Here is a 19,753-nt window from a genome sequence, read left to right as displayed (position 1 = left end):
GCAGCGCCGGGCGCGGCGGCAGGCCCAGTGCGAAGCCGCCGTGCGTGCGCGCGGCGGGCGCGTGCGGCTGCGCATCGGCGGCCCCGTTCGACAACGAATCGGTGAGGGAAGTCACGTCAAGCCTCCGCGCTGCGGCCCTTCGCGGCAAACATGCCCTGGGGACGCTTCTGGATGAACAGCACGATCATCACGAGCACGGCGATCTTCGCCAGCACCGCGCCCCAGAACGGTTCGATCGCCTTGCCGACGAGGCCGAGACCGAAGCTGCCGAGCACGGTGCCGGCAATCTGGCCGACGCCGCCGAGCACGACCGCCATGAAGGAATCGATGATGTAGTTCTGCCCGAGGTCCGGGCCGACATTGCCGATCTGCGACAGCGCGCAGCCGCCGAGCCCCGCGATGCCGGCGCCGAACGCGAATGCATAGGCGTCGACGCGCGCGGTCTTCACGCCGACGCATGCGGCCATCCGGCGGTTCTGCGTGACGGCGCGCACGAACAGGCCGAGCCGCGTCTTCGTCAGCACGGCCCATGCGACGCCCACTACCGCGAGCGCGAACGCGAGGATCGCGAGCCGGTTGTACGGCAGGATCAGGTTCTGCATCACGGTGACGCCGCCGCTCATCCACGACGGATTCACGACCTGCACGTTCTGCGCGCCGAACAGCATCCGCGTCGCCTGGATCAGGATCAGGCTCACGCCGAACGTGGCGAGCAGCGTCTCGAGCGGGCGGCCGTACAGATGCCGCAGCACGAGCCGTTCGAGCACGATGCCGACGAGTGCGGCCGCCGCGAACGACGCCGGCACCGCGACGAGCGGATACCAGTCGAACGCGGCCGGCGCGTGGCGCTGGATCAGCGTCTGCACGACATAGGTTGCGTACGCACCTATCATCAGGAATTCGCCGTGCGCCATGTTGATCACGCCGATCAGTCCGTACGTGATCGCGAGGCCGAGCGCCGCGAGCAGCAGCACGCTGCCGAGCGACAGGCCCGCGAACACGGTGCCGACGATCTCGGCGCGGCGCTGCAGCGCATGCAGCGCGTCGAGCCCGTCCTGGGCCGCGTCGCGCACGCGCGCGTCGGGTTCGGCAAAGCTGCCGTCCGCGTTCTTCGCGACGAGCGGACGCAACTGCTCGATCATGTCGACATCGCTGCGCGCGGCCACCACGCGCACGGCTTCGAGGCGTTTCGCCGGATCGGCATCGTGCAGCGCGGCGATCGCCCACAGCGCGTCGAGGCGGCGTTTCAGGGCGGGATCGGTCTCCTTCGCGCGAGCGCGTTCGATCATCGGCTTCAGTGCGGGATCGGGCGACTTCAGCAGCGCATCGATCGCGTCGCGCCGCGCGGCGACGTCGGGCGATGCCAGCGCGAGGCCCGACAGCGCAGCGGCGATCTTCGTGCGCAGCAGGTTGTTCAGCATCACGGGCTGCGCGTCGCCCGCCGGCGTCGCGGCTTGCGTGAGCGCGTCGTGCGTGGTGTCGCCGGTCTGGATCAGCACGTGCGCGTCGCCGGTCGCGAGCGCGTCGCCGCTCGACAGTGCATTGAGCAGCGCGCGCGCGCGCGGATCGGTGTCGCTGGCGAGCCGTTCGATCGCGGCCGTCTTCGCGTCGAAGTCGTCGCCCGCGAGCGCGGCGGTGTCGGCGGCCGTCAGCGCGTATGCCGCGTGCGGCAGCGCGCCCGCGACAGCGGCACAGACGAGGGCCGCGACGGCGACGGCCCGGCGAAAGCGTAGTGGCATCGGAAATCCTGTCAGGCGTAGAGAAGCGGTGACGTGCGGGGGAGCGGCGGGGCCGCGCGTTTCGGCGGCCGCGGCGGCCTCGCGATGCGGCATACAACGACGCAGCCGCCGTACCGCGCCGTCATCGCGCTGAACCGCTCAGGTGCGGAACGTTGCGCATGCAAGCAACGTCCCGCATCGCATCAGGCCAGCGCCGCGCGCTGCCGGCGCAGGAATGCCGGAATCGAGCTGACGACGTCCGGCTTGCCCTGGTTGCCGGCGATGAACGGGCTCCACGGTTGCGCCCGCACCGCGGTCTTCGTCTTCCATACGACGTTGAACTGCCCGTCGCCGCGGATCTCGCCGATCATCACCGGCTTGTGCAGATGATGGTTGCCGTCCATCGACAGCGTGAAGCCCGACGGCGCGGCAACGGTCTGGCCGATCATCGCGACACGCACCTTGTCGACGTCGGTGCTCTTCGCCTTCTCGACCGCCTGCTTCCACATATGGATGCCGACGTAGGTCGCTTCCATCGGATCGTTCGTCACGCGCTTCGCGCCGCCCGGCAGATTGTTCGCCTTCACCCACGCGGCGAACTGGTCCTTGAACTTCGTGTTGGTCGGGTTCTTCACCGACATGAAGTAGTTCCATGCGGCGAGGTGGCCGACGAGCGGCTTCGTGTCGATCCCGCGCAGCTCTTCCTCGCCGACCGAGAACGCGACGACCGGCACGTCGGTCGCCTTGATGCCCTGGTTGCCGAGCTCCTTGTAGAACGGCACGTTCGAATCGCCGTTGATCGTCGAGATGACGGTGGTCTTGCCGCCTTGCGCGAAGGTCTTGATGTTCGCGACGATCGTCTGATAGTCGCTGTGGCCGAACGGCGTGTAGACCTCCTGGATGTCGGCTTCCTTCACGCCTTTCGATTTGAGGAACGCGCGCAGGATCTTGTTCGTCGTGCGCGGATACACATAGTCGGTGCCGAGCAGGAAGAAGCGCTTCGCGCCGCCGCCTTCGGCGCTCATCAGATACTCGACGGCCGGAATCGCCTGCTGGTTCGGCGCGGCGCCCGTATAGAAGACGTTGCGCGACATTTCCTCGCCTTCGTACTGCACCGGGTAGTAGAGCAGCCCGTTCAGCTCTTCGAACACCGGCAGCACCGACTTGCGCGACACCGACGTCCAGCAGCCGAACACGCATGCGACCTTGTCCTGCGTCAGAAGCTGGCGCGCCTTCTCCGCGAACAGCGGCCAGTTCGACGCCGGATCGACGACGACCGGCTCGATCTTGCGGCCCATCACGCCGCCGTTCTTGTTGATGTCGGCGATCGTCATCAGCGCCGTGTCCTTCAGCGACGTTTCGGAAATCGCCATCGTGCCCGACAGCGAATGCAGGATGCCGACCTTGATCGGGCCGGTGCCCGCATCGGCTGCGTGCGCGAACGGGCTCCTGCCTGCCAGCGCGAGCGCACCGGCCATCGAACCGAACTTCAACAGACTGCGACGTTTCATCGGTATCCCCTTGACGTGTTGGATGCGCATGCGCCGCGCGGCGCCGGCCGAGCCACCCACGCAAGGCATGTGCCAGTCGCGCGAAGCCGCGCGGGGCGGGCCCGAGCGGCCGTTCGGCGGGATTCGATGACGCATCGTGTGGCATCGGCCGCGCCGTTGCGGTGCAGGCGCGCGGGCGCAGATGGTGCACGGTTGTGCTTCACCGTTTCGGTGCCTACACTCGATGTTCGATCCGCATCGAACGGGCGTCGGCGCACCACGCCGGCGCAGCGAACGGCCGCGCCCGATACCGCCAAGGAGACGTCATGACCGAATCGCCCTCGAATACGCCCGATCTGTCCGCGTTCTGGATGCCGTTTACCGCGAACCGTCAGTTCAAGGACGCGCCGCGCCTGCTGGTATCGGCGAAGGGGATGTACTACACGTCGGACGACGGCCGGCGCATTCTCGACGGCACCGCCGGGCTCTGGTGCGTGAACGCCGGTCATTGCCGCGACGAGATCGTCGCGGCGATCGGCGCGCAGGCGGCCGAGATGGATTTCGCGCCGACGTTCCAGATGGGGCACCCGAAGGCGTTCGAGGCCGCGACGCGCATCGCGCGTCATACGCCGGGCAATCTGAAGCACGTGTTCTTCACGAACTCCGGCTCCGAAGCGGTCGATACCGCGCTGAAGATCGCGCTCGCGTATCACCGCGCGCGCGGCGAAGCGCAACGTACGCGCTTCGTCGGCCGCGAGCGCGGCTATCACGGCGTCGGCTTCGGCGGCATCTCGGTCGGCGGCATCGCGCCGAACCGCAAGGCGTATTCGGGCGCGCTGCTGCCGGCGGTCGACCATCTGCCGCATACGCTGAACATCGCCGAAGCCGCGTTTTCGAAAGGGCAGCCTGCGTGGGGCGCACATCTCGCCGACGAACTCGAGCGAATCGTCGCGCTGCACGACGCATCGACGATCGCCGCGGTGATCGTCGAACCGGTCGCCGGCTCGGCCGGCGTGCTGATTCCGCCGCAGGGCTATCTCGAGCGGCTGCGCGCGCTATGCGACCGCTACGGAATCCTGCTCATCTTCGACGAGGTGATCACGGGCTGGGGCCGTCTCGGCGCGCCGTTCGCCGCGCAGTTCTTTGGCGTGACGCCCGATCTGCTGACGATGGCGAAAGGCACGACGAACGCGGCGGTGCCGATGGGCGCCGTCGCCGCGAGCGACATGATCCACGACACGATCGTCGACGGCGCGCCGGCCGGCATCGAGCTGTTCCACGGCTATACGTATTCGGGGCATCCGCTCGCCGCGGCCGCTGCGTGCGCGACGCTCGACGTCTACGAACACGAGCAGCTGTTCGACCGCGCGGCACGCATGGCGCCCGTGTTCGAACGCGAGATCCACAAGCTGCGCGACGCGCGGCACGTGATCGACGTGCGCAATCTCGGGCTTGTCGGCGGCGTCGAGCTGAAGCCGCGCGACGGCAAGCCCGGCACGCGCGCGTACGACGTGTTCGTCAGGTGTTACAGGAAGGGCGCGATGATCCGCTATACGGGCGACATCCTCGCGTTTTCGCCGCCGCTGATCGTCGAGGAGGCACAGATCGCGGAGCTGTTCGCGATCGTCGCGGAAGCGCTGAAGGAAACGGACTAGCGAAGGAGAGAAGCGCGGGCACGCGATGCGCGTGCCCGGCGTGCGCTCGGTAGCGGGCGATCAGTAGCGCGGCACCGACGGATCGACGTCGCGCGACCACGCGTCGATTCCGCCCTGCAGGTTGTACAGCTTCGTGAAGCCGCGCGATTCGAGGAACATCGCGACCTGCGCGCTGCGCATCCCGTGATGGCAGACGCAGACGATTTCCGCTCCGTCGTCGAGCTCTTCACTGCGGGCGGGAATCTGCTGCATCGGAATCGACACGCTGCCGTCGATCTGCGCGGTCGCGACTTCCCACGGTTCGCGCACGTCGAGGACGACCGGCGCGGGGCGCGCCGGATCGCGAAGCCATTCCGCGAGCATCGCGGGCGTCAGGATCTGCATGGTGGCTCCGCCGCTCAGAACTTGAAGCGCGACGGTTCCATCGCGTTGACGAGGTGGTCGACGTAGGTTTCGAACACGTCCGCGACGCGATACTGCTTCTCGTCGATGCGCGTGATCACCTGCGCCTTCATCACCGGACGGCCGCCGACGAACGCCGACAGGCGGCCGCCGATCTTCAGCTGTTCGAGCATCTGCTGCGGCACGACCGGCAGGCCGCCCGCGACGCAGATCACGTCGTACGGCGCCTTGTCGGGCCAGCCGAGCGAACCGTCGCCGAGCACGACTTCCGCGTTCGTCACGGCGTTCTCGCGCAGGTTGTCGGCCGCGAACTTCGCGATCGTCGGGTCGATCTCGACGGCCGTCACGTGCAGCGCGCGGTGCGCGATCAGCGCGGTCAGGTAGCCGGAGCCCGCGCCGATCACGAGCACGTTCTCGTGCTTCTTGACGGCCAGTTCCTGCAGCACGCGCGCTTCGACGCGCGGGAACAGCATCTTGCGGCCGCCGGGCAGCGGCAGTTCGAGATCGGCGAACGCGAGATCGCGGTATTCGGCCGGAACGAAATTCTCACGCTTGACGATCGACAGCAGGCCCAGGACGTCCAGATCCAGCACGTCCCACGGCCGGATCTGCTGTTCGATCATGTTGAAACGCGCTTTTTCGATATTCATGGTGTGGTCATGCAGCCTGGCGGCTATCAGCGAGGATAGAAAAACTTCGTGATTGTACCAAACAGGGCGCCCGGCAAGCCTTCAGGCGCCCTGCAACGAACCTTATCCTTTCCGCTTGTTGATCTGCGCCTCGAACGCGAGGTCGAGCTTGCTGACCTTGCGCGGTTTTTTGGGGCCAAGTTCATCGACGAACTTGACGAATTCGTCGAGCGGCAGCGGGTCGCAGCGCTTCTCGGCCGTGCCGCCCGAGCGGTCGACGAGATAGAACAGGCCGCCCGGCATCGCGACGGCCGCGTACTGCGGATTGCCGGAGCGGGCTTTCAGGCGTTCGACCGCGTGGGTCGCTTTGGTGGTGCGCATCGTGGGCGTGTGGCGGAGCGTAAGCTCCGTACTTTATCAAACCCGCCGCCCGCGCGCCGGCCGCCTGCGCCGCGCGGCGGCTCAGACCGTGCGCGAGTAGCGCTGCGCCGGCGTGCGGCCGAGATACGCGTCGAACGCCATCGCGATGTTGCGCACGACCATCCGGCCCGGCGGGTGGATCGTCAGCCGGTCGGCGGCGATTGTCAGCAGCCCGTCGCGCTCGAACGGGCGCAGCGCGTCGAGCTCGCGCGCGAAACGATCGGCGAAGCGGATTCCGTGCGCGGCTTCGATCGGCGAGAACGGCAGCTCGAGATTGCACATCAGCTGAGCGATCACGTCGCGGCGCAGGCGGTCGTCGGCGGTCAGCCGCACGCCGCGCGCGATCGGCAGGCGTCCCGCCTCGAGCGCCGCGCCGTAGGCCGGCAGATCCTTGGCGTTCTGCGCGTAGACGTCGCCGACCTTGCCGATCGACGACACGCCGATCCCGATCAGGTCCGTATCGGCGCGCGTACTGTAGCCCTGGAAATTGCGCTGCAGCGTGCCGTTGCGCTGCGCGCGCACGAGTTCGTCGGAGGGTCGTGCGAAGTGGTCCATCCCGATGTAGACGTAGCCGGCCGACGTCAGCATGTCGATCGCGAGACCGAGCAGCGCGATGCGCGTTTCGGGCAGCGGCAGCGTCGCGTCGTCGATCCGGCGCTGCATCTTGAACAGATGCGGCATGTGCGCGTAGCCGAACACCGACAGCCGGTCCGGGGCGAGCTCGATGATCGTCTCGAGCGTGCGCGCGAACGCGGCGACCGTCTGGTGCGGCAGCCCGTAGATCAAATCGACGCTGATCGAATGGAAGCCCGTCGCGCGCGCGGCGGCCATCACGTCGGCCGTCATCGCGAGCGGCTGGATCCGGTTGATCGCGCGCTGCACGTCCGGATCGAAATCCTGCACGCCGAGGCTCAGCCGGTTGAAGCCGATCGTGCGCAGATGGACGAGCGTGGCCGGCGTGACCGTGCGCGGGTCGATTTCGATCGAGTATTCGGCATCCGCGTCGGGCGCGAGCAGGAAGTGCTCGCGCGTCGCGGCCATCAGCTCGGCCGTTTCGTCGTCGGACAGGAACGTCGGCGTGCCGCCGCCCCAATGCAGTTGCGTGACCGGGCGCGACCGATCGAACAGCGTCGCTTGTAGCTCGATTTCGCGTTTCAGTTGATCGAGATAAGGGCGCGCGCGCCGATGGTTGTTCGTCGCGATCCGGTTGCAGCCGCAGTAGAAGCAGGCCGTGTTGCAGAACGGGATGTGGAAGTACAGCGACAGCTCGCTCGACGACGCGCCCGGATCGCTCGCCGCGCGCACGTAGTCGCTATGCGGGAAGTCGTCGCGGAACTGCAGCGCGGTGGGGTAGGACGTGTAGCGCGGCCCGTTCGCGCCGTATTTCGCGAGCAGGTCGGGACGGGACAGCGTGTCGGCAGAACCGGAAGTCATGGCGGTCTCGCGCTTTTTAGATGCTTTCGAGTATATAAATGCGCGATTGGGCTGCATTGTGTAATAACGTCGCAGCGGCAGTGGCACAATGCGGGCTGCACGATCGGACGACGCGTCCGGTTGCCGCACCGATTTTTTTGTTGCTTGCCGGAGAGCCGAGTGCCTGCCGAAACTGCCGTTCGCCCGGCGCCCGCCGATGTGTTGCCGCCGCACGCCTGTCGCGAAGGATGCGGCGCGTGCTGCATCGCGCCGTCGATTTCCAGCCCGATTCCGGGCATGCCGGACGGTAAGCCGGCCGGCGTGCGCTGCGTGCAGCTCGGCGACGATCTGCGTTGCCGGATCTTCGGCAGCCCGGAGCGACCCGCGTGCTGTTCGGGGCTGCAGCCGTCGGCCGAGATGTGCGGCGCATCGCGCGATGAGGCGCTCGCGTGGCTCACGCAGCTCGAAGCCGCGACGCAGCCTGTGGCCGCTTGTCCCGGTGGCAGCGTGCGGCGCTAGCGTGCGCGGTTAGGCGTCGGCGCTGCGTTGGCGGCGTGGGACTGCGGCGGTCCGGCGCGTGGAACCCGCGTGCGGTGCTGCTGCACTAATTCGCATCGACGTCGTGCGCATCGGAGCGTGCCGAGCGCAGCGCCGGATTCGTCCGTTACAGGAACAGGAGAGCTTCAGCATGACCGCATCCCGCGCGCCCGGCCGGCGCCGTTTTCTTGCTGCGTGCGCCGCCGCCGTCGGCGTGTCGGTGTCGCTCGTCGCGTGCGCGTCGACGTTCCCGTTCATCCCCGATCACTACACGTTCTCGCGCGGCGACGTGCAAAAGGCCGTCGCGCGCAAGTTTCCGTATCAGAAGACCGTCGCGCAGGTCGTCGACGTCTCGCTCGCGAATCCGGCCGTCAGCCTGCTGCCCGATCAGAATCGCATCGCCGTGCAGCTCGACGCGCATTTCGAGAGTCCGTTCCTGCGCATGCCCGTCAGCGGCCGCTTCACGGTGTCGGGGCAGCTCGCGTACGATGCGCCGAGCCGCTCGGTCGTGCTCAGGGCGCCGGCCGTCGACAACCTCGTGCTCGACGGCGACGCGCAGATGTACACGCAACAGGTCGGCGCGGCCGCCGGCCTGCTCGCGACGCAGCTGCTCACGAACTATCCGATCTACACGTTCAAGCCCGAGCAACTGCAATTTGGCGGCGTAAATTACGAACCCGGTACAATTACGATTCTTACAAACGGCATACGCGTGGCGATCGTCGAGAAGTGACGTCGCATCGCGCGGCCGGGCGGGCCGCGACGACTGCGTGGCCCTTTCTTTCGATCACTTCGGAGTTGGGCCACGGATGGACTGGATCCTGATCTGCAAGGCATTGATCCTCGGCGTCGTCGAGGGGCTGACGGAATTCCTGCCGGTATCGAGCACCGGCCACCTGATCGTCGCCGGCAGTTTCCTCAATTTCAACGACGCGCATGCGAAAACGTTCGACGTCGTGATTCAGTTCGGCGCGATTCTCGCCGTGTGCTGGGAGTATCGGCAGCGGATCGCGTCGGTGGTGACCGGGCTGCCGAGCCGGCCCGACGCGCGGCGTTTCGCGCTGAACGTCGTCATCGCGACGATTCCGGCGATTGCGCTCGGGCTGCTGCTCGAGAAAAAGATCAAGGCCGTGCTGTTCTCGCCGGTGCCGGTCGCGTTCGCGCTCGTCGTCGGCGGCGCGATCATTCTGTGGGCCGAAGCGCGGCAGCGCGAGCGCCGCGAGCCGCCGCGCGTGCAGTCGATCGACGAGTTGACGCCGCTGGATGCGTTGAAAGTCGGTGTCGCGCAGTGCTTTGCGCTGATTCCCGGCATGTCGCGCTCGGGCTCGACGATCATCGGCGGGATGCTGTTCGGCCTCGAGCGTCGCGTCGCGACCGAGTTTTCGTTCTTCCTCGCGATTCCGATCATCTTCGGCGCGACGCTCTATGAAACCGTGAAGGACTGGCACGCGTTCACCGTCGACGCGCTCGGGTTGTTCGTGCTCGGGCTCGTGTCGGCCTTCGTCAGTGCGTTCGTCTGCGTGCGCTGGCTGCTGCGCTACGTCGCGACGCACGACTTCACGGTGTTCGCGTGGTATCGGATCGTGTTCGGGTTGTTCGTGTTGCTCGTCGGTTATAGCGGGTGGTTGAACTGGGCGTGATCGGCGTTCGTGGGGAGTAGGGCGCGGATGTGAAAACGGCCCGATCGGCAGATGCCGGTCGGGCCGTTTTGTTTTTGATGCTGACAAAAGCGGGTTGTGCATGGAGCGGTAATGGCTGGTGGTCTCGTTTCGGAGCCGATCGCAGCGCCGGGCAGTCAGCTGAGGTCGCGTACGGCCTGCAGATTGGGAGACCTACGTTGCTATAGTCGTCAACCAGTGCCGATTGGCCGACATCGGTTCTGGTACGTCGGCACGCCGGACAAGGATGACCCGCACCGGTAGTGCACCGTGCTCTACGTACGTACCCTTGCCACGGCAAGGTCGGGGAAGCCTCACAGTCTACTTGCGAATGATTCTCATTCGCATTAGCATCCCAAAGCCACTCCTGTTTCGCTTTGCCGCGTTGTTTTGTAAATAGGGCTAGACGAGCGATTACGTCCCCAGACAGCTGTCCGGGGCAGGGGAGGAGACGACTGAACGCTTCAGTCGGATTGCGTGAACATAATTTCAATGGACGCACAAATGGGGAAAATCGCAACTTTGCTATTTGTATCTCCGCTTGCATTGTCAGAGACTGCAATGGCGCAAGGCGTACTGCCTGCTATTAACGTTACCGGATCAAGGCCATATGGATCGGTGATGGATTTTGCCGGGGACATCGGGCCGCCATCAAAAGGTCCTACGAGCTGGGCATTGGCCAATGTGCCTAATAGTCCGAGGCTTCAGTGTCAATACACGCAGATGCTAAGACGAGATTTGAAAAATTGTGACTTTTCAAATCCACCTAATATCGGCGTTTTCCGCCTTCACAGTTTTATTCCGAGAAACCAACCCTTCACGTCCGGCATTTCTTTTGTCCCAAACGCAGGTGTCTTGCAAAACGGTTGTGGTCCTGCGAGCGGTTGGATGAAGTACGTTATACCTAATGCGCCGCTCGGGTACGATTTTACCAACGCATGTAACAACCATGACGTTTGTTATGGAAGCAAGCTCAGCAAGGCGCTATGTGACAATTTATTCGAGCGGGATATGAAGCAAATTTGCAACGGTTCTGGCTTGTGTGGCGAAATAGCAGAGAAGTACGCAGATGCTGTCCGTAAATTTGGAGATAAACCATATCAGGAGGCGGTCGATCAGTGGTATTGCGCGCTATTTGGATTTCTCCGCGGTGTGGTGAGCAAGTACACTGGTGCAAGTCTGTGCAATATTGAGTAGGGGGAAGTTATGAAAAAGTTTTGGATCTTTCTGGTGCTGTGTGTGATCGCGAGCGTGTTCTATTTCGGGCTTCGCGCCGGCCCTGATTCGCCAAATAAAAATACCGAGAACTCCGCTATGGGGCATCAAACAAAGTCCGCCTCGGTCGATTCATTCAATTCCGTCGCAGTTGAGCGCAGGCCGTCAGAGGACGAAGCTCCAAAAAAATACCAATTTCCTAATGTGCATGTGTCGAAAGATTTTGGTAACGACGAAGAGCTCAGGGGTTCATTTCCCGGATCGGATAGGCTTGTGATGGACGAATTCTACAAGAATTTCCGACAAAATGCGATCGCGTTTAATAGCCGAGAGCAGTACGAGTGGCTGATGAAGAGCGGCTATCCGATGCCAGAAGAGGTCGTTACTGGATATAAGATGAGTATCGATGAGCTCGGGAAATTGGTCGAACAAGGTAACGTGAAGGCTAGTTATTTTTATTTGATGCGGGAAGTTTGCAGCAAGGATAGCGGTGAAATTCTCGATAAAATGAATAAGTCCGGAGATGGCAGTGAATGGTCTAGAAGAATCGTTGCCGCGCAAAATGCAGTGATGGCTAGCGGTTCGGCGTTCACCGGATACATTCTGGCGGCTAAAGCAGGAAGAGACGGAGGTAGTCCGGAAGGCGTCTATGCAGGATATGCGTTGGCAGCAGTGATGGGGGATTCGCGCGCGTTGAACGTGGTAGCAGAAGCGCCGAGGCTCGATATACGCGCATTCGTGTCTATCTTGGCAAGCAATATTGATATGTTGCGTATTTCGAATCCTAATGTCTTTACTGGAAGGCCGTCTGAATTTCCTGATAGATATTCGACTGGGGTAAGCTATTCGAATTGAGATGTCTTGATTCCGACCGTTGCGCCTTGCTGATTCATAAGGTGCCCGCGATCGTCAATAAATCGTTGATGTTTTCGGGGCAGGGGCTGCGCACGGGTGTGGCGAGCCCGTCATGCGTGTCCGGCTGCCCGGGAACCGGTGTGCAGGCAAATATGCATGGTATCTCGGGGGCACAAGCTCAGCCGTTAGGCGGATTGTAAAAGGCCGGCACGTGCTTTACTTAATGGGTTCGGCGGGTCGGCACTACCGGTCGGCTATGACAACCGGCCCCTGAACTCCGTGCGACGCGGCAAGCGTATCGGCGGAAGACGTGAAAACGGCCACACGGGCGTTTGCCGGTGTGGCCGCATTGCCGTCGATGCCACCGGCGCGACGTATGCGTCGGCCGTCGGCGAGCGCGTGCGCCGATCGCTCAGCCCGCGCGCTTGCGGAACACGAGATCCCACACGCCGTGACCGAGCCGCAGCCCGCGTCGTTCGAACTTCGTGACGGGCCGATAGTCGGGGCGCGGCGCGTAACCGTCGGCCGTGTTTTCGAGCGTCGGCTCGGCGCTCAGCACCTCGAGCATCTGTTCCGCGTAGTTCTGCCAGTCGGTCGCGCAATGCAGGTACGCGCCCGGTTTCAGGCGCGATGCCAGTTGCGCGACGAGCGGCGGCTGAATCAGACGGCGTTTGTGGTGCCGCGCCTTGTGCCACGGATCGGGGAAGAAGATGTGCACGCCGTCGAGGCTTTCGGGCGTGAGCATGTGTTCGAGCACTTCGACCGCGTCGTGCTGGATGATGCGGATGTTCGACAGATCCTGTTCGCCGATCAGCTTCAGCAGCGCGCCGACGCCCGGTTCGTGCACTTCGACGCCGAGGAAATCGTCGCCCGGGCGATTCGCGGCGATTTCGGCCGTCGACGCGCCCATCCCGAAGCCGATTTCGAGAATGCGCGGCGCGCTGCGGCCGAAGATCGCATTCCAGTCGGGCGTTTCGGGTGCGTACGGGACGACGAAGCGCGGGCCGAGCTCGTCGAGCGCGCGACGCTGGCCGGTGGACACGCGGCCGGCGCGCGTGACGAAGCTGCGGATGCGGCGGCGGTGCAGCGGATTGACTTCGGTGCCGTCGGCGGCTTCGTCGGACAAGGCGTCGTCGTGCGGCGGCAGGCCGGCTTCGTTCGGATCGTCGTGCATCATCGGTGACAGAGATTGGCTCGGTTGCGAGCGAGGGCTCGGGCGCGGTGACCGGCGGAACCGGCACATGGTACAAAAAAGCCGCCTTCGACGAGGCGGCTTGCGCGCTGGCTGCAGTGCAGCCGGAAAGTGGAGCGGGCGATGGGAATCGAACCCACGTCATCAGCTTGGGAAGCTGAGGTAATGGCCATTATACGACGCCCGCAGAACTGGCGATTCTACAGGGGTTTGGGTGGGGATGGCAAGGGGGGCGTTTTGGCGGCTGGCATCGAAACTGGCATGGCTCGATGCTGGAGCGGTGGCGTCGCTGGCATGTTACGTGGGGCAGTCTGAATTCGGCCACTTATAGAAATCGATTCACGCTTCCACAAAGACGTCCGAACATCATCGGCGCTAGCCCGAATCAACGAGCCTTCACGTTCGAATCATTTAACTCGCGTTGTGCGCGGAAGCGGATAAGAGTTTGCCTATACATACTGCTCAATCTCCGATTTCTTTCGAATGTTGAGGGAAATTCCGCCATTCAGAGACGAAACCTGTATCAATTCGCGATCTTGAAGAGATCGAAGGGAAGATTCGAACGTGAGCACGCTCTTGCAAAAATGATTGCTCAGAGTATCGACAGAAACAGTTTTCTTTCCCCAAAAGCGGCGGCGGTGCAAAGTCGACAGAATCTGCCTGGCGCCGATATCGATGTCAATTTTTCTGCTGAACCCGACGATGGACGTATCCAAGTTCTCAAGGATGTTTTGGTAGCTTTCGATGCCGAAGTAGTGGCTATGAGTCTGTCTAACCGTGGCTACCTCAGATGACCCCACTAGCACTACCTCATAGCCTGATTCGACAGGGAATATTTTTTCGTACTCGATGTAGGTTTCGACGGCATCACTCGGATTGCGACTAACAATGTCCCAACTAACGAAGGCTCCGGCATTCCAGTCAAAAACAAGTATCCAGTTGTTGAGGCCTGCAGAATTTCTGCTTTCCTTCTCCGTTAGTGTTTTGATAATGTCTTCGTTAACGAAGCTGTCAAATACTTTATATCGATCGGATTGCTCGATGAGCCGTTCACATTCGTCCCGAAGCTCATCTACTCTCAAACGCTGATCAATTGAGGGTTCGCGACCTGCCTCAATTTCGTAGAAGACGTCCGATAAGTTTTTGAAGTATCCGATGACGCGCTCATCGCCTTCACCTTCTTTCAGATGGTAGCCGTAGATGACAGACGTGCGTTCGATACTTTCAGACCAATAATGTTGAATTCTGCTCCGAATTTGGAGCTCAAGATGTACTCCCCCACGCTTTAAAATTACATGAAGAGATCGGTATCCTGTGTAATCTCGACCAAGGTCGCGATAGTCTGTGATGCGATCAATGGAAAATACATTTTGTGATTGCACGCGGTTATTTAAGTGCTTAAGAAGCCTGTCAACATCCGAGTTCTTTTGGACAATAATTCTGCAGCCGCCGATATCTTGCAATTGCGTTAAGCGTACGCTCAATCTATTGAGTTTTCGAATGATTTGCGGCTTTCGCTTGAGTCGTTGGGCAATATAATACTGTGCGCCATAGTTAGATAAAAGGTGCTGAAGTTCGAGGGTTGTCTCGGACAGCGGTTGTAGGTGAGCCTTGCGATATTCGTCAAATACCTCTTCCAGCTCGAAGTATTCGTCTTCGTCGCGATATTTTTCTTTCGCCAATGCGAGGCCTGCGCGATCAATCTTTGTCTTTGAATACATGGCGTTAAGTAGGTGTTTGCGATTCGTATCCGAGCGAAATTTAAGCTCTTCGGTGTTGCGTTTCAGTTATGGTGCCAGCATACATCATAAGGCGTCTGACGCGCATGTGATGCGCAGCGTCTTTGCATGGCCAATCACTACTGCCTGTGCGAGGCAGATGAAGCGCGATTTTGCTCGCCGGATTGCTACGGGTTGATCTACGTCAACGGGAGGTAAGAGTAAGAGTCTTGCCTCGTTGTCTTGACTGCAGCCCTGCCGAGATAGTCGTCACATGCACAACACTCAACATCACGACGATTTCCCGCCGCCGACTATCGACCAGATTCGCGATCTGGCTGCTGCAGTGCGCGAAGATTTCGGGGGTGACCTCTCGCGAGCAGTTTTCACGGAGAAACTGCGGCTGCTTCTCGAAGACGTTCCAGGATTCGAGACGGGCGAGGAGGACGCGAGGCTCATCGAATCCGCGTGGGTGATATACATCGGCCGTGCGAGCGAATTCTGAGCCCTCTACTCGCGTTCCAGCTCAGCGACCTTTCCAAAGAGCGTTTCTCGGTACGCGCGAGCATTTTCCGAGAAGTGGAGCCGTCGATGGCAGTTCGGGCAAACGGCGACCGCGTTCGTTGGCGTATCCGATCCGCCGTCCGCAAGTCGGCGGAGATGATGGACCTCCAAAAATGGGAAGCCATCTGCGCCGATAAACGGAGCCGGTTGGTCGCACGCCTCGCATATCCCATTTGCTCGCTCGAGTACCCATGCTTTGACCTGCGGATCCCGTACGATACTGGTCGTGGTCGATGTAGTTTTTTGGGGCGTTTTGCTTCCTGCGGGGCGTTGCTTCAGCGTCTTGCGAAGCTTGGCGACCGTAGCTGCTTCGGTAGCCCTCGCCGATTCGCGGCGGCCTTCCAATTCGCATATGAGCGTTTCTATCTGCTCAGTGACCCTCACTCCAACGTTCTTTGCCGGTGGGAGGCCGGGTATCCAGTCCCGTCCCATGAGAGCTAAGACATGGGAGATGTTCTGCATCCGGTATTCGCACGACTTCTCGGACCGGCCAATTCTCGCGGAGAGGTCTCGATAGACCTGCTTCTTTACAACGGATTGCCCGTTCCGAAGCCGACGTGCCATGTCGAGATACGCGACGACGGAGGCTCTCAATTCTGGTTCGGACCAATCCGATTCAAGTCGATTTTCTTCGTCGATCCTTCTCGCCCAGTCTTGCATCAGAAGCAGGCACGTCGCTTCGTCATGGACCCAAAGATACGAACCGCTGTAGTCACTATTGACCTGCAATAGATTCGGGTCACACCCATGTTGCAGGGCGAACTCGGCCTTATCGAAGTTCGGGGGAGCCTTGGCGCGATTCTTCTCGAACCGGTACAAGCAAGCATAAGGGGGATTATGCCCCCAGAGATCCTCGTGCATATTCCCGACGTGCACGCCGCGCCAAGTGATACGCAGAGTCTTTCTCTGGTCATTCGGACCCTGCGTCGTGGGAGCGATAGTAAAGCCGGCAGCTTCCAGCGCATGGATGACGCTCAGTGCGAACGCATTCGGCGGGTTGCCTGTATAGTTTGAAAGATCAGGCATGGGAACAATATGATCCGAGTGAATGCAACGTTTGTCGCTGCAAGACTTGATTGTTACTTGCGCCGCTTGCTCTTGGCCGGATGCTTGGCCTTTAGCATGTCGGCGAACTGCTGAACGAAATTCACGACGAGTTCCCGCTCGTCGCTATCCAGTCCATCGAGCGCGTCCGCAATCATCGCCAGTTGGTCATCCGGTCGCTTCGATCCGCGCTGCAACAACTGGTCTACCGAGCAGTTGAGTGCGTCACTAAGCTGCTGGAGCCGATGCAAAGTCGGCACACGAGTGCCACGCTCCCATCGGCTGACCGCTTCCTGTTCCAGGTCGATCATCTCCGCGAGCTTCGCCTGTGTCAGGCCGCGTGCGCGTCGTTGTTCGGCAATGGCAGTTCCGACACGAGCGGCAAGCAATGCGTCTTGAGCGTCTTCGGTCGGGGAGGCAGGGCGGGTAGTCATAGGACGATATGGTCGTCTTCATTCCGATTGCGATGAACAACCATATTGGAATGTTATATTCCAATATGGTTGAATTTGTCGAGGGGTTGACGTATCGTGCGGAGATGCCTGAGCGGTCGGGGATAACAACGAACGCTCTCGGGCAAGGGCCAATCCAGAAAAATCAACGACCTATGACCACGAACGATCCTCTTTCCCGGTTTCACGCCTTCATGACCGCCTATGAGGGATGTCGAGCGTCGGCGCTCGCGAGCGCGTTGCAGATGACGCCGATGGCGGCCAGAGCACTCGGACTGATCAATGCATTTCCGGGCATGACCCTGCACGAACTGAGTTGTGTTCTCGGCGGCAGCCAAGGGCAAGTAATCGGCGCGGCGTTCGACCTTAAGCACTTCGGCTACGTCGACATCACCGAGGAGCAGAATGACAATCGGCGGTGTGTACTTCGACCGATCCGGGATCGGATGTTCGGCTTCGATGGGTACCAGCGGCTCGTGAATAATCTTGCGAGCGACGCAGGAATCGCCGAACGCTTGGAGGCGTTGCTACCGCTGTATCAGGACGTTTTGATGAAAGCTTTGGAAGAGTTGCAGGGTGATGCGCAGAGCGTCCAATATCAGGCGCAACGGCGGATACTGGCGCGGGTCGCGTAATCGCGTGCTGAGATTTCGAACATGGAATTCGAGAGATTGTTCGAAGGGAAGCCGTGGCCTGCGACGACGGAGCGGGTCGGCATCATGTCGGTCGACTCGCTCGGCCGGCAATGGGTGCTTGTTGCCGAAGAATGCGGCTATCTCATCGCGAAGTCGAGGAACGGCAAGGCAGGGTTGCTCGGTCGCATGTGCGAGCGCGAAGACGGAAAGTCTTGCATTGAAGTCCTCGTGCGCGCCGAGATCGAAAACAGTGAGCTTCGTCACTACGAGTTCTGGTATGTCGATGCGGCTGACGAGCTACGTTATGCCCGGCGCCTCCGCGAGTTGATTTCCGGCAACATTCGCGGCCTCCAGCGGGACGGCCACCGATAATGCTTCGACCGACGAAGGAAGATTTTCAACGATGGAGCGGGACCGGGGTTGCGTTCTTCGGGACGTACCTGCATCCGAATCCGCGCTGGTACAAATACGTCTGGCAGATATGGACGCCGGATTCGCCGCTCGAAGGTCCGGAGTTCTTCCAGCATGGCCCGCGCTACTGCACGGCGCAATTCCATGAGACGGAGAAACGACTGTCCGAGGCAGGCGTGTCGGGGTTCATCTACAACCGACAGTTACCGCGTCGCGGGCTCGGCAAACCGTTCGATCTAAGGCACCCCCGATGGGCAAACCGGGAGTGGGCACCAGCATGGGAAGATGATCCCGATCCCGAGTGGAACGGGCACAAGTAATCGGGTGCCCGCTTCCGGGATTCTCGGCCTCGGGAATCCCGGTTTTGTACGCCTTTAATAAGACATGGAAAGTGCCCTAAATTCGGGGCACGTTGAGGGCGGCACACCCGACGATTCACGCGGGATTGAGCAGTAGCGAGTCGATGACTTTTACGGCCTTCCGGCTCGCGTCGTTTGGGCTGAGGTGCGCGTAGCGCTGCGTCATCTTCGGATCGCTGTGACCGAGCAGCACCGACACCTCATACAGACTGACGCCCGCTTTGACCAGCTTGCTCGCGAACGTGTGACGGAGCGTGTGCAACGTAACGCGGCCGCCGCGTTCCTTGACCAGAACCGGATCGTTGAGCCCAGCGCGCTCGATTGCCTTCTTGATCGACTTCGTGCTGTAGCCGCGTTCATTGCCAGTGCGGTCTTCGAAGACGTATCGCTGTCCGGTCCGGCGTTCTCCCCACCGGCGACGGAGGATCGCTTCCAGCCGCGAGGTCATGTGCAGGACGTCCTCGTTCCGCACCTTGCTGCGATAGAGGCTGATCGTGCAGGCGTCGACGTTGATCGCCGACCATGGAATATTCGCGACCTCGGAGTAGCGACACCCCGTATCGAGCAGGAAAACCGTGATATCGTAGTTATCCTGCATATTTCGCATCATTTCAGGTGTTTGCGGTTTAGACGCGTTTATACGCGCTCTAAGCCGTTCCGGATCGAGTTCGCGCAATAACGCCGACTCGTCGTTAGAATCCAGATATCGAAGCCTATACGAAGTCCTAAGCTCTGGAAAAACGATCTCACGACTGACTTTGAATCCGAGCTTCGCCATCTCGTTGATGGTCGCTCGAAGGAGACCAATCTCATGCTTGATCGTCGCTGGTTTGTCGCCTTCGGCCTTGCGCTTCACAACGAGAAGATCGAAATCGCGCGTCGTCAGTTCATGCAGCAACGTATCAGGCGACATGCCATAGCAGGGGAGCTTGGCCTTCGTCCGCGGATGAAGCTTATAGCCGAGCGTCTTTCGAACGATCGAGCACATGTTCCTGTGATAGGAAGTGTCGCATCGTGCCTCGACATATTGTTCCAGCGCATCTTTGAGCGTAATGGGCTGCGCATCCCCGAGGTACTGCTCGGCGTGGGCTCGATTGCGCATCTCGCGTTCGACCTGAGCGGCCTTCGTCTTGTTCGGCGTCCCGGTTGAACCGAAGAACTTCTTGCCCTGAATCTGGAACTGGTAGTACCAGTTCTTGCTGTTGTTTCGACGGATGAGCGTCATGTGTTGCTCCTCATGGAATGTAATTGATGAGCAACACCATCCGGGCTGAGACGGGGTAGGACAACAGCTTTCGCCCACGCCAGGGAGGAATTGATGCACACGGGCCTTCTGCGCGGTTTTGGCGGGTTACAAATGATGGGGCAGGGGGGGTACGTGGGGCG

21 protein-coding genes and 1 tRNA gene are annotated in these 19,753 nt (G+C 61.4%); 10 read left to right on the top strand and 12 right to left on the bottom strand.

Annotated features, from left to right (window positions below; translation table 11 throughout):
* Positions 1 to 116 precede the first annotated feature (116 nt).
* Together urtB and urtA are read right to left on the bottom strand one after the other, a co-directional pair.
* On the bottom strand, positions 117 to 1,739 hold the full coding sequence (urtB, locus tag HMPREF3115_RS12025) for an urea ABC transporter permease subunit UrtB (protein ID WP_070554524.1): 1,623 nt from the start codon (positions 1,737 to 1,739) through the stop codon (positions 117 to 119).
* A gap of 182 nt (positions 1,740 to 1,921) precedes the next feature.
* Positions 1,922 to 3,229 carry an urea ABC transporter substrate-binding protein gene (gene urtA, locus HMPREF3115_RS12020; protein WP_006406303.1) on the bottom strand — a complete coding sequence of 436 codons (1,308 nt, stop codon included), beginning with the start codon at positions 3,227 to 3,229 and terminating at the stop codon, positions 1,922 to 1,924.
* 305 nt (positions 3,230 to 3,534) lie between these two features.
* On the opposite strand from urtA, the gene HMPREF3115_RS12015 reads away from it, so the two are divergent.
* A complete protein-coding gene (locus tag HMPREF3115_RS12015; protein WP_006412085.1) occupies positions 3,535 to 4,863 on the top strand; it encodes an omega-aminotransferase AptA in 1,329 nt (442 codons plus the stop codon).
* Positions 4,864 to 4,923: 60 nt separating this feature from the next.
* Here the strand turns inward: HMPREF3115_RS12015 and HMPREF3115_RS12010 are convergent, their stop codons facing one another.
* From HMPREF3115_RS12010 to hemN, 4 genes are all read right to left on the bottom strand, one after another.
* Entirely contained in the window at positions 4,924 to 5,247 is a 324-nt protein-coding gene (locus tag HMPREF3115_RS12010; RefSeq protein WP_070554522.1) for a rhodanese-like domain-containing protein, read from the bottom strand.
* Positions 5,248 to 5,261: 14 nt separating this feature from the next.
* Positions 5,262 to 5,915, bottom strand: a complete 654-nt coding sequence (locus tag HMPREF3115_RS12005; RefSeq protein WP_006412081.1) for a protein-L-isoaspartate O-methyltransferase family protein — start codon at positions 5,913 to 5,915, stop codon at positions 5,262 to 5,264.
* Positions 5,916 to 6,017: 102 nt separating this feature from the next.
* Positions 6,018 to 6,275 (bottom strand): hypothetical protein, encoded by a 258-nt coding sequence (locus HMPREF3115_RS12000; protein WP_006412091.1) that lies wholly within the window; start codon positions 6,273 to 6,275, stop codon positions 6,018 to 6,020.
* Between the two features lie 81 nt (positions 6,276 to 6,356).
* Complete coding sequence (gene hemN / locus HMPREF3115_RS11995) at positions 6,357 to 7,748, bottom strand: oxygen-independent coproporphyrinogen III oxidase (RefSeq protein WP_070554519.1); 1,392 nt, start codon at positions 7,746 to 7,748, stop codon at positions 6,357 to 6,359.
* 159 nt (positions 7,749 to 7,907) lie between these two features.
* Between hemN and HMPREF3115_RS11990 the strand changes: the two genes are divergently transcribed.
* From HMPREF3115_RS11990 to HMPREF3115_RS29085, 5 genes are all read left to right on the top strand, one after another.
* Positions 7,908 to 8,246, top strand: a complete 339-nt coding sequence (locus HMPREF3115_RS11990) for a YkgJ family cysteine cluster protein (RefSeq protein ID WP_006400909.1) — start codon at positions 7,908 to 7,910, stop codon at positions 8,244 to 8,246.
* A 169-nt stretch (positions 8,247 to 8,415) separates the two neighbouring features.
* The gene (locus HMPREF3115_RS11985) at positions 8,416 to 8,997 is read left to right on the top strand and encodes a DUF1439 domain-containing protein (protein ID WP_006406298.1); all 582 of its coding nucleotides are present in this window, start codon (positions 8,416 to 8,418) and stop codon (positions 8,995 to 8,997) included.
* A gap of 76 nt (positions 8,998 to 9,073) precedes the next feature.
* Positions 9,074 to 9,904 carry an undecaprenyl-diphosphate phosphatase gene (locus HMPREF3115_RS11980; protein WP_006400907.1) on the top strand — a complete coding sequence of 277 codons (831 nt, stop codon included), beginning with the start codon at positions 9,074 to 9,076 and terminating at the stop codon, positions 9,902 to 9,904.
* 522 nt (positions 9,905 to 10,426) lie between these two features.
* Positions 10,427 to 11,119 (top strand): phospholipase A2, encoded by a 693-nt coding sequence (locus HMPREF3115_RS30870; RefSeq protein ID WP_157160138.1) that lies wholly within the window; start codon positions 10,427 to 10,429, stop codon positions 11,117 to 11,119.
* Between the two features lie 9 nt (positions 11,120 to 11,128).
* Positions 11,129 to 11,992: a hypothetical protein gene (locus HMPREF3115_RS29085; protein ID WP_083302197.1), complete on the top strand. Its 864-nt coding sequence runs from the start codon at positions 11,129 to 11,131 to the stop codon at positions 11,990 to 11,992.
* A gap of 412 nt (positions 11,993 to 12,404) precedes the next feature.
* Here HMPREF3115_RS29085 and trmB read toward each other — a convergent pair whose 3' ends face one another.
* From trmB to HMPREF3115_RS29080, 3 genes are all read right to left on the bottom strand, one after another.
* Positions 12,405 to 13,169, bottom strand: coding sequence for a tRNA (guanosine(46)-N7)-methyltransferase TrmB (trmB, locus tag HMPREF3115_RS11975; RefSeq protein ID WP_006406296.1), 765 nt, complete (start codon positions 13,167 to 13,169; stop codon positions 12,405 to 12,407).
* Between the two features lie 127 nt (positions 13,170 to 13,296).
* A tRNA-Gly gene (locus tag HMPREF3115_RS11970) sits at positions 13,297 to 13,371 on the bottom strand.
* 262 nt (positions 13,372 to 13,633) lie between these two features.
* On the bottom strand, positions 13,634 to 14,905 hold the full coding sequence (locus HMPREF3115_RS29080) for a RelA/SpoT domain-containing protein (protein WP_083302196.1): 1,272 nt from the start codon (positions 14,903 to 14,905) through the stop codon (positions 13,634 to 13,636).
* Positions 14,906 to 15,176: 271 nt separating this feature from the next.
* Between HMPREF3115_RS29080 and HMPREF3115_RS11965 the strand changes: the two genes are divergently transcribed.
* Positions 15,177 to 15,407, top strand: a complete 231-nt coding sequence (locus HMPREF3115_RS11965) for a hypothetical protein (protein WP_070554518.1) — start codon at positions 15,177 to 15,179, stop codon at positions 15,405 to 15,407.
* 5 nt (positions 15,408 to 15,412) lie between these two features.
* On the opposite strand, the gene HMPREF3115_RS32390 is transcribed toward HMPREF3115_RS11965, so the two are convergent.
* Together HMPREF3115_RS32390 and HMPREF3115_RS11960 are read right to left on the bottom strand one after the other, a co-directional pair.
* A complete protein-coding gene (locus HMPREF3115_RS32390) occupies positions 15,413 to 16,492 on the bottom strand; it encodes an HNH endonuclease (protein WP_233632955.1) in 1,080 nt (359 codons plus the stop codon).
* Between the two features lie 53 nt (positions 16,493 to 16,545).
* On the bottom strand, positions 16,546 to 16,944 hold the full coding sequence (locus tag HMPREF3115_RS11960; protein ID WP_059965890.1) for a helix-turn-helix domain-containing protein: 399 nt from the start codon (positions 16,942 to 16,944) through the stop codon (positions 16,546 to 16,548).
* A 173-nt stretch (positions 16,945 to 17,117) separates the two neighbouring features.
* On the opposite strand from HMPREF3115_RS11960, the gene HMPREF3115_RS11955 reads away from it, so the two are divergent.
* From HMPREF3115_RS11955 to HMPREF3115_RS31900, 3 genes are read left to right on the top strand one after another with little or no spacing between them, the layout of a single operon-like run.
* On the top strand, positions 17,118 to 17,597 hold the full coding sequence (locus HMPREF3115_RS11955) for a hypothetical protein (protein WP_059965888.1): 480 nt from the start codon (positions 17,118 to 17,120) through the stop codon (positions 17,595 to 17,597).
* Positions 17,598 to 17,618: 21 nt separating this feature from the next.
* Positions 17,619 to 17,969 (top strand): hypothetical protein, encoded by a 351-nt coding sequence (locus tag HMPREF3115_RS11950; RefSeq protein ID WP_070554517.1) that lies wholly within the window; start codon positions 17,619 to 17,621, stop codon positions 17,967 to 17,969.
* Positions 17,969 to 18,328, top strand: coding sequence for a hypothetical protein (locus HMPREF3115_RS31900; RefSeq protein WP_125902666.1), 360 nt, complete (start codon positions 17,969 to 17,971; stop codon positions 18,326 to 18,328). Before HMPREF3115_RS11950 ends, HMPREF3115_RS31900 begins: the two co-directional genes overlap by 1 nt.
* 115 nt (positions 18,329 to 18,443) lie before the next feature.
* Here HMPREF3115_RS31900 and HMPREF3115_RS11945 read toward each other — a convergent pair whose 3' ends face one another.
* A complete protein-coding gene (locus HMPREF3115_RS11945) occupies positions 18,444 to 19,592 on the bottom strand; it encodes a site-specific integrase (protein ID WP_070554516.1) in 1,149 nt (382 codons plus the stop codon).
* Positions 19,593 to 19,753: the final 161 nt, after the last annotated feature.

It is taken from the genome of Burkholderia sp. HMSC10F09 (assembly GCF_001806955.1).
Lineage (GTDB): Bacteria > Pseudomonadota > Gammaproteobacteria > Burkholderiales > Burkholderiaceae > Burkholderia > Burkholderia multivorans.
Note: the sequence above shows the minus strand (reverse complement) of the source record. Positions and strands in the feature narration are given on the sequence as shown.

What these genes read in the sequence shown, in the direction of transcription:
- HMPREF3115_RS11965 (WP_070554518.1), top strand. Translation starts at nt 15,177, where the DNA reads ATGCACAACACTCAACATCACGACGATTTCCCGCCGCCGACTATCGAC.
- HMPREF3115_RS30870 (WP_157160138.1), top strand. Translation starts at nt 10,427, where the DNA reads ATGGGGAAAATCGCAACTTTGCTATTTGTATCTCCGCTTGCATTGTCA.
- HMPREF3115_RS11955 (WP_059965888.1), top strand. Translation starts at nt 17,118, where the DNA reads ATGACCACGAACGATCCTCTTTCCCGGTTTCACGCCTTCATGACCGCC.
- HMPREF3115_RS12015 (WP_006412085.1), top strand. Translation starts at nt 3,535, where the DNA reads ATGACCGAATCGCCCTCGAATACGCCCGATCTGTCCGCGTTCTGGATG.
- HMPREF3115_RS12000 (WP_006412091.1), bottom strand. Translation starts at nt 6,275, where the DNA reads ATGCGCACCACCAAAGCGACCCACGCGGTCGAACGCCTGAAAGCCCGC.
- HMPREF3115_RS11950 (WP_070554517.1), top strand. Translation starts at nt 17,619, where the DNA reads ATGGAATTCGAGAGATTGTTCGAAGGGAAGCCGTGGCCTGCGACGACG.
- HMPREF3115_RS11945 (WP_070554516.1), bottom strand. Translation starts at nt 19,592, where the DNA reads ATGACGCTCATCCGTCGAAACAACAGCAAGAACTGGTACTACCAGTTC.
- HMPREF3115_RS29080 (WP_083302196.1), bottom strand. Translation starts at nt 14,905, where the DNA reads ATGTATTCAAAGACAAAGATTGATCGCGCAGGCCTCGCATTGGCGAAA.
- HMPREF3115_RS12010 (WP_070554522.1), bottom strand. Translation starts at nt 5,247, where the DNA reads ATGCAGATCCTGACGCCCGCGATGCTCGCGGAATGGCTTCGCGATCCG.
- hemN (WP_070554519.1), bottom strand. Translation starts at nt 7,748, where the DNA reads ATGACTTCCGGTTCTGCCGACACGCTGTCCCGTCCCGACCTGCTCGCG.
- HMPREF3115_RS32390 (WP_233632955.1), bottom strand. Translation starts at nt 16,492, where the DNA reads ATGCCTGATCTTTCAAACTATACAGGCAACCCGCCGAATGCGTTCGCA.
- trmB (WP_006406296.1), bottom strand. Translation starts at nt 13,169, where the DNA reads ATGATGCACGACGATCCGAACGAAGCCGGCCTGCCGCCGCACGACGAC.
- HMPREF3115_RS11960 (WP_059965890.1), bottom strand. Translation starts at nt 16,944, where the DNA reads ATGACTACCCGCCCTGCCTCCCCGACCGAAGACGCTCAAGACGCATTG.
- HMPREF3115_RS11985 (WP_006406298.1), top strand. Translation starts at nt 8,416, where the DNA reads ATGACCGCATCCCGCGCGCCCGGCCGGCGCCGTTTTCTTGCTGCGTGC.
- HMPREF3115_RS11980 (WP_006400907.1), top strand. Translation starts at nt 9,074, where the DNA reads ATGGACTGGATCCTGATCTGCAAGGCATTGATCCTCGGCGTCGTCGAG.
- HMPREF3115_RS31900 (WP_125902666.1), top strand. Translation starts at nt 17,969, where the DNA reads ATGCTTCGACCGACGAAGGAAGATTTTCAACGATGGAGCGGGACCGGG.
- HMPREF3115_RS12005 (WP_006412081.1), bottom strand. Translation starts at nt 5,915, where the DNA reads ATGAATATCGAAAAAGCGCGTTTCAACATGATCGAACAGCAGATCCGG.
- urtB (WP_070554524.1), bottom strand. Translation starts at nt 1,739, where the DNA reads ATGCCACTACGCTTTCGCCGGGCCGTCGCCGTCGCGGCCCTCGTCTGT.
- urtA (WP_006406303.1), bottom strand. Translation starts at nt 3,229, where the DNA reads ATGAAACGTCGCAGTCTGTTGAAGTTCGGTTCGATGGCCGGTGCGCTC.
- HMPREF3115_RS29085 (WP_083302197.1), top strand. Translation starts at nt 11,129, where the DNA reads ATGAAAAAGTTTTGGATCTTTCTGGTGCTGTGTGTGATCGCGAGCGTG.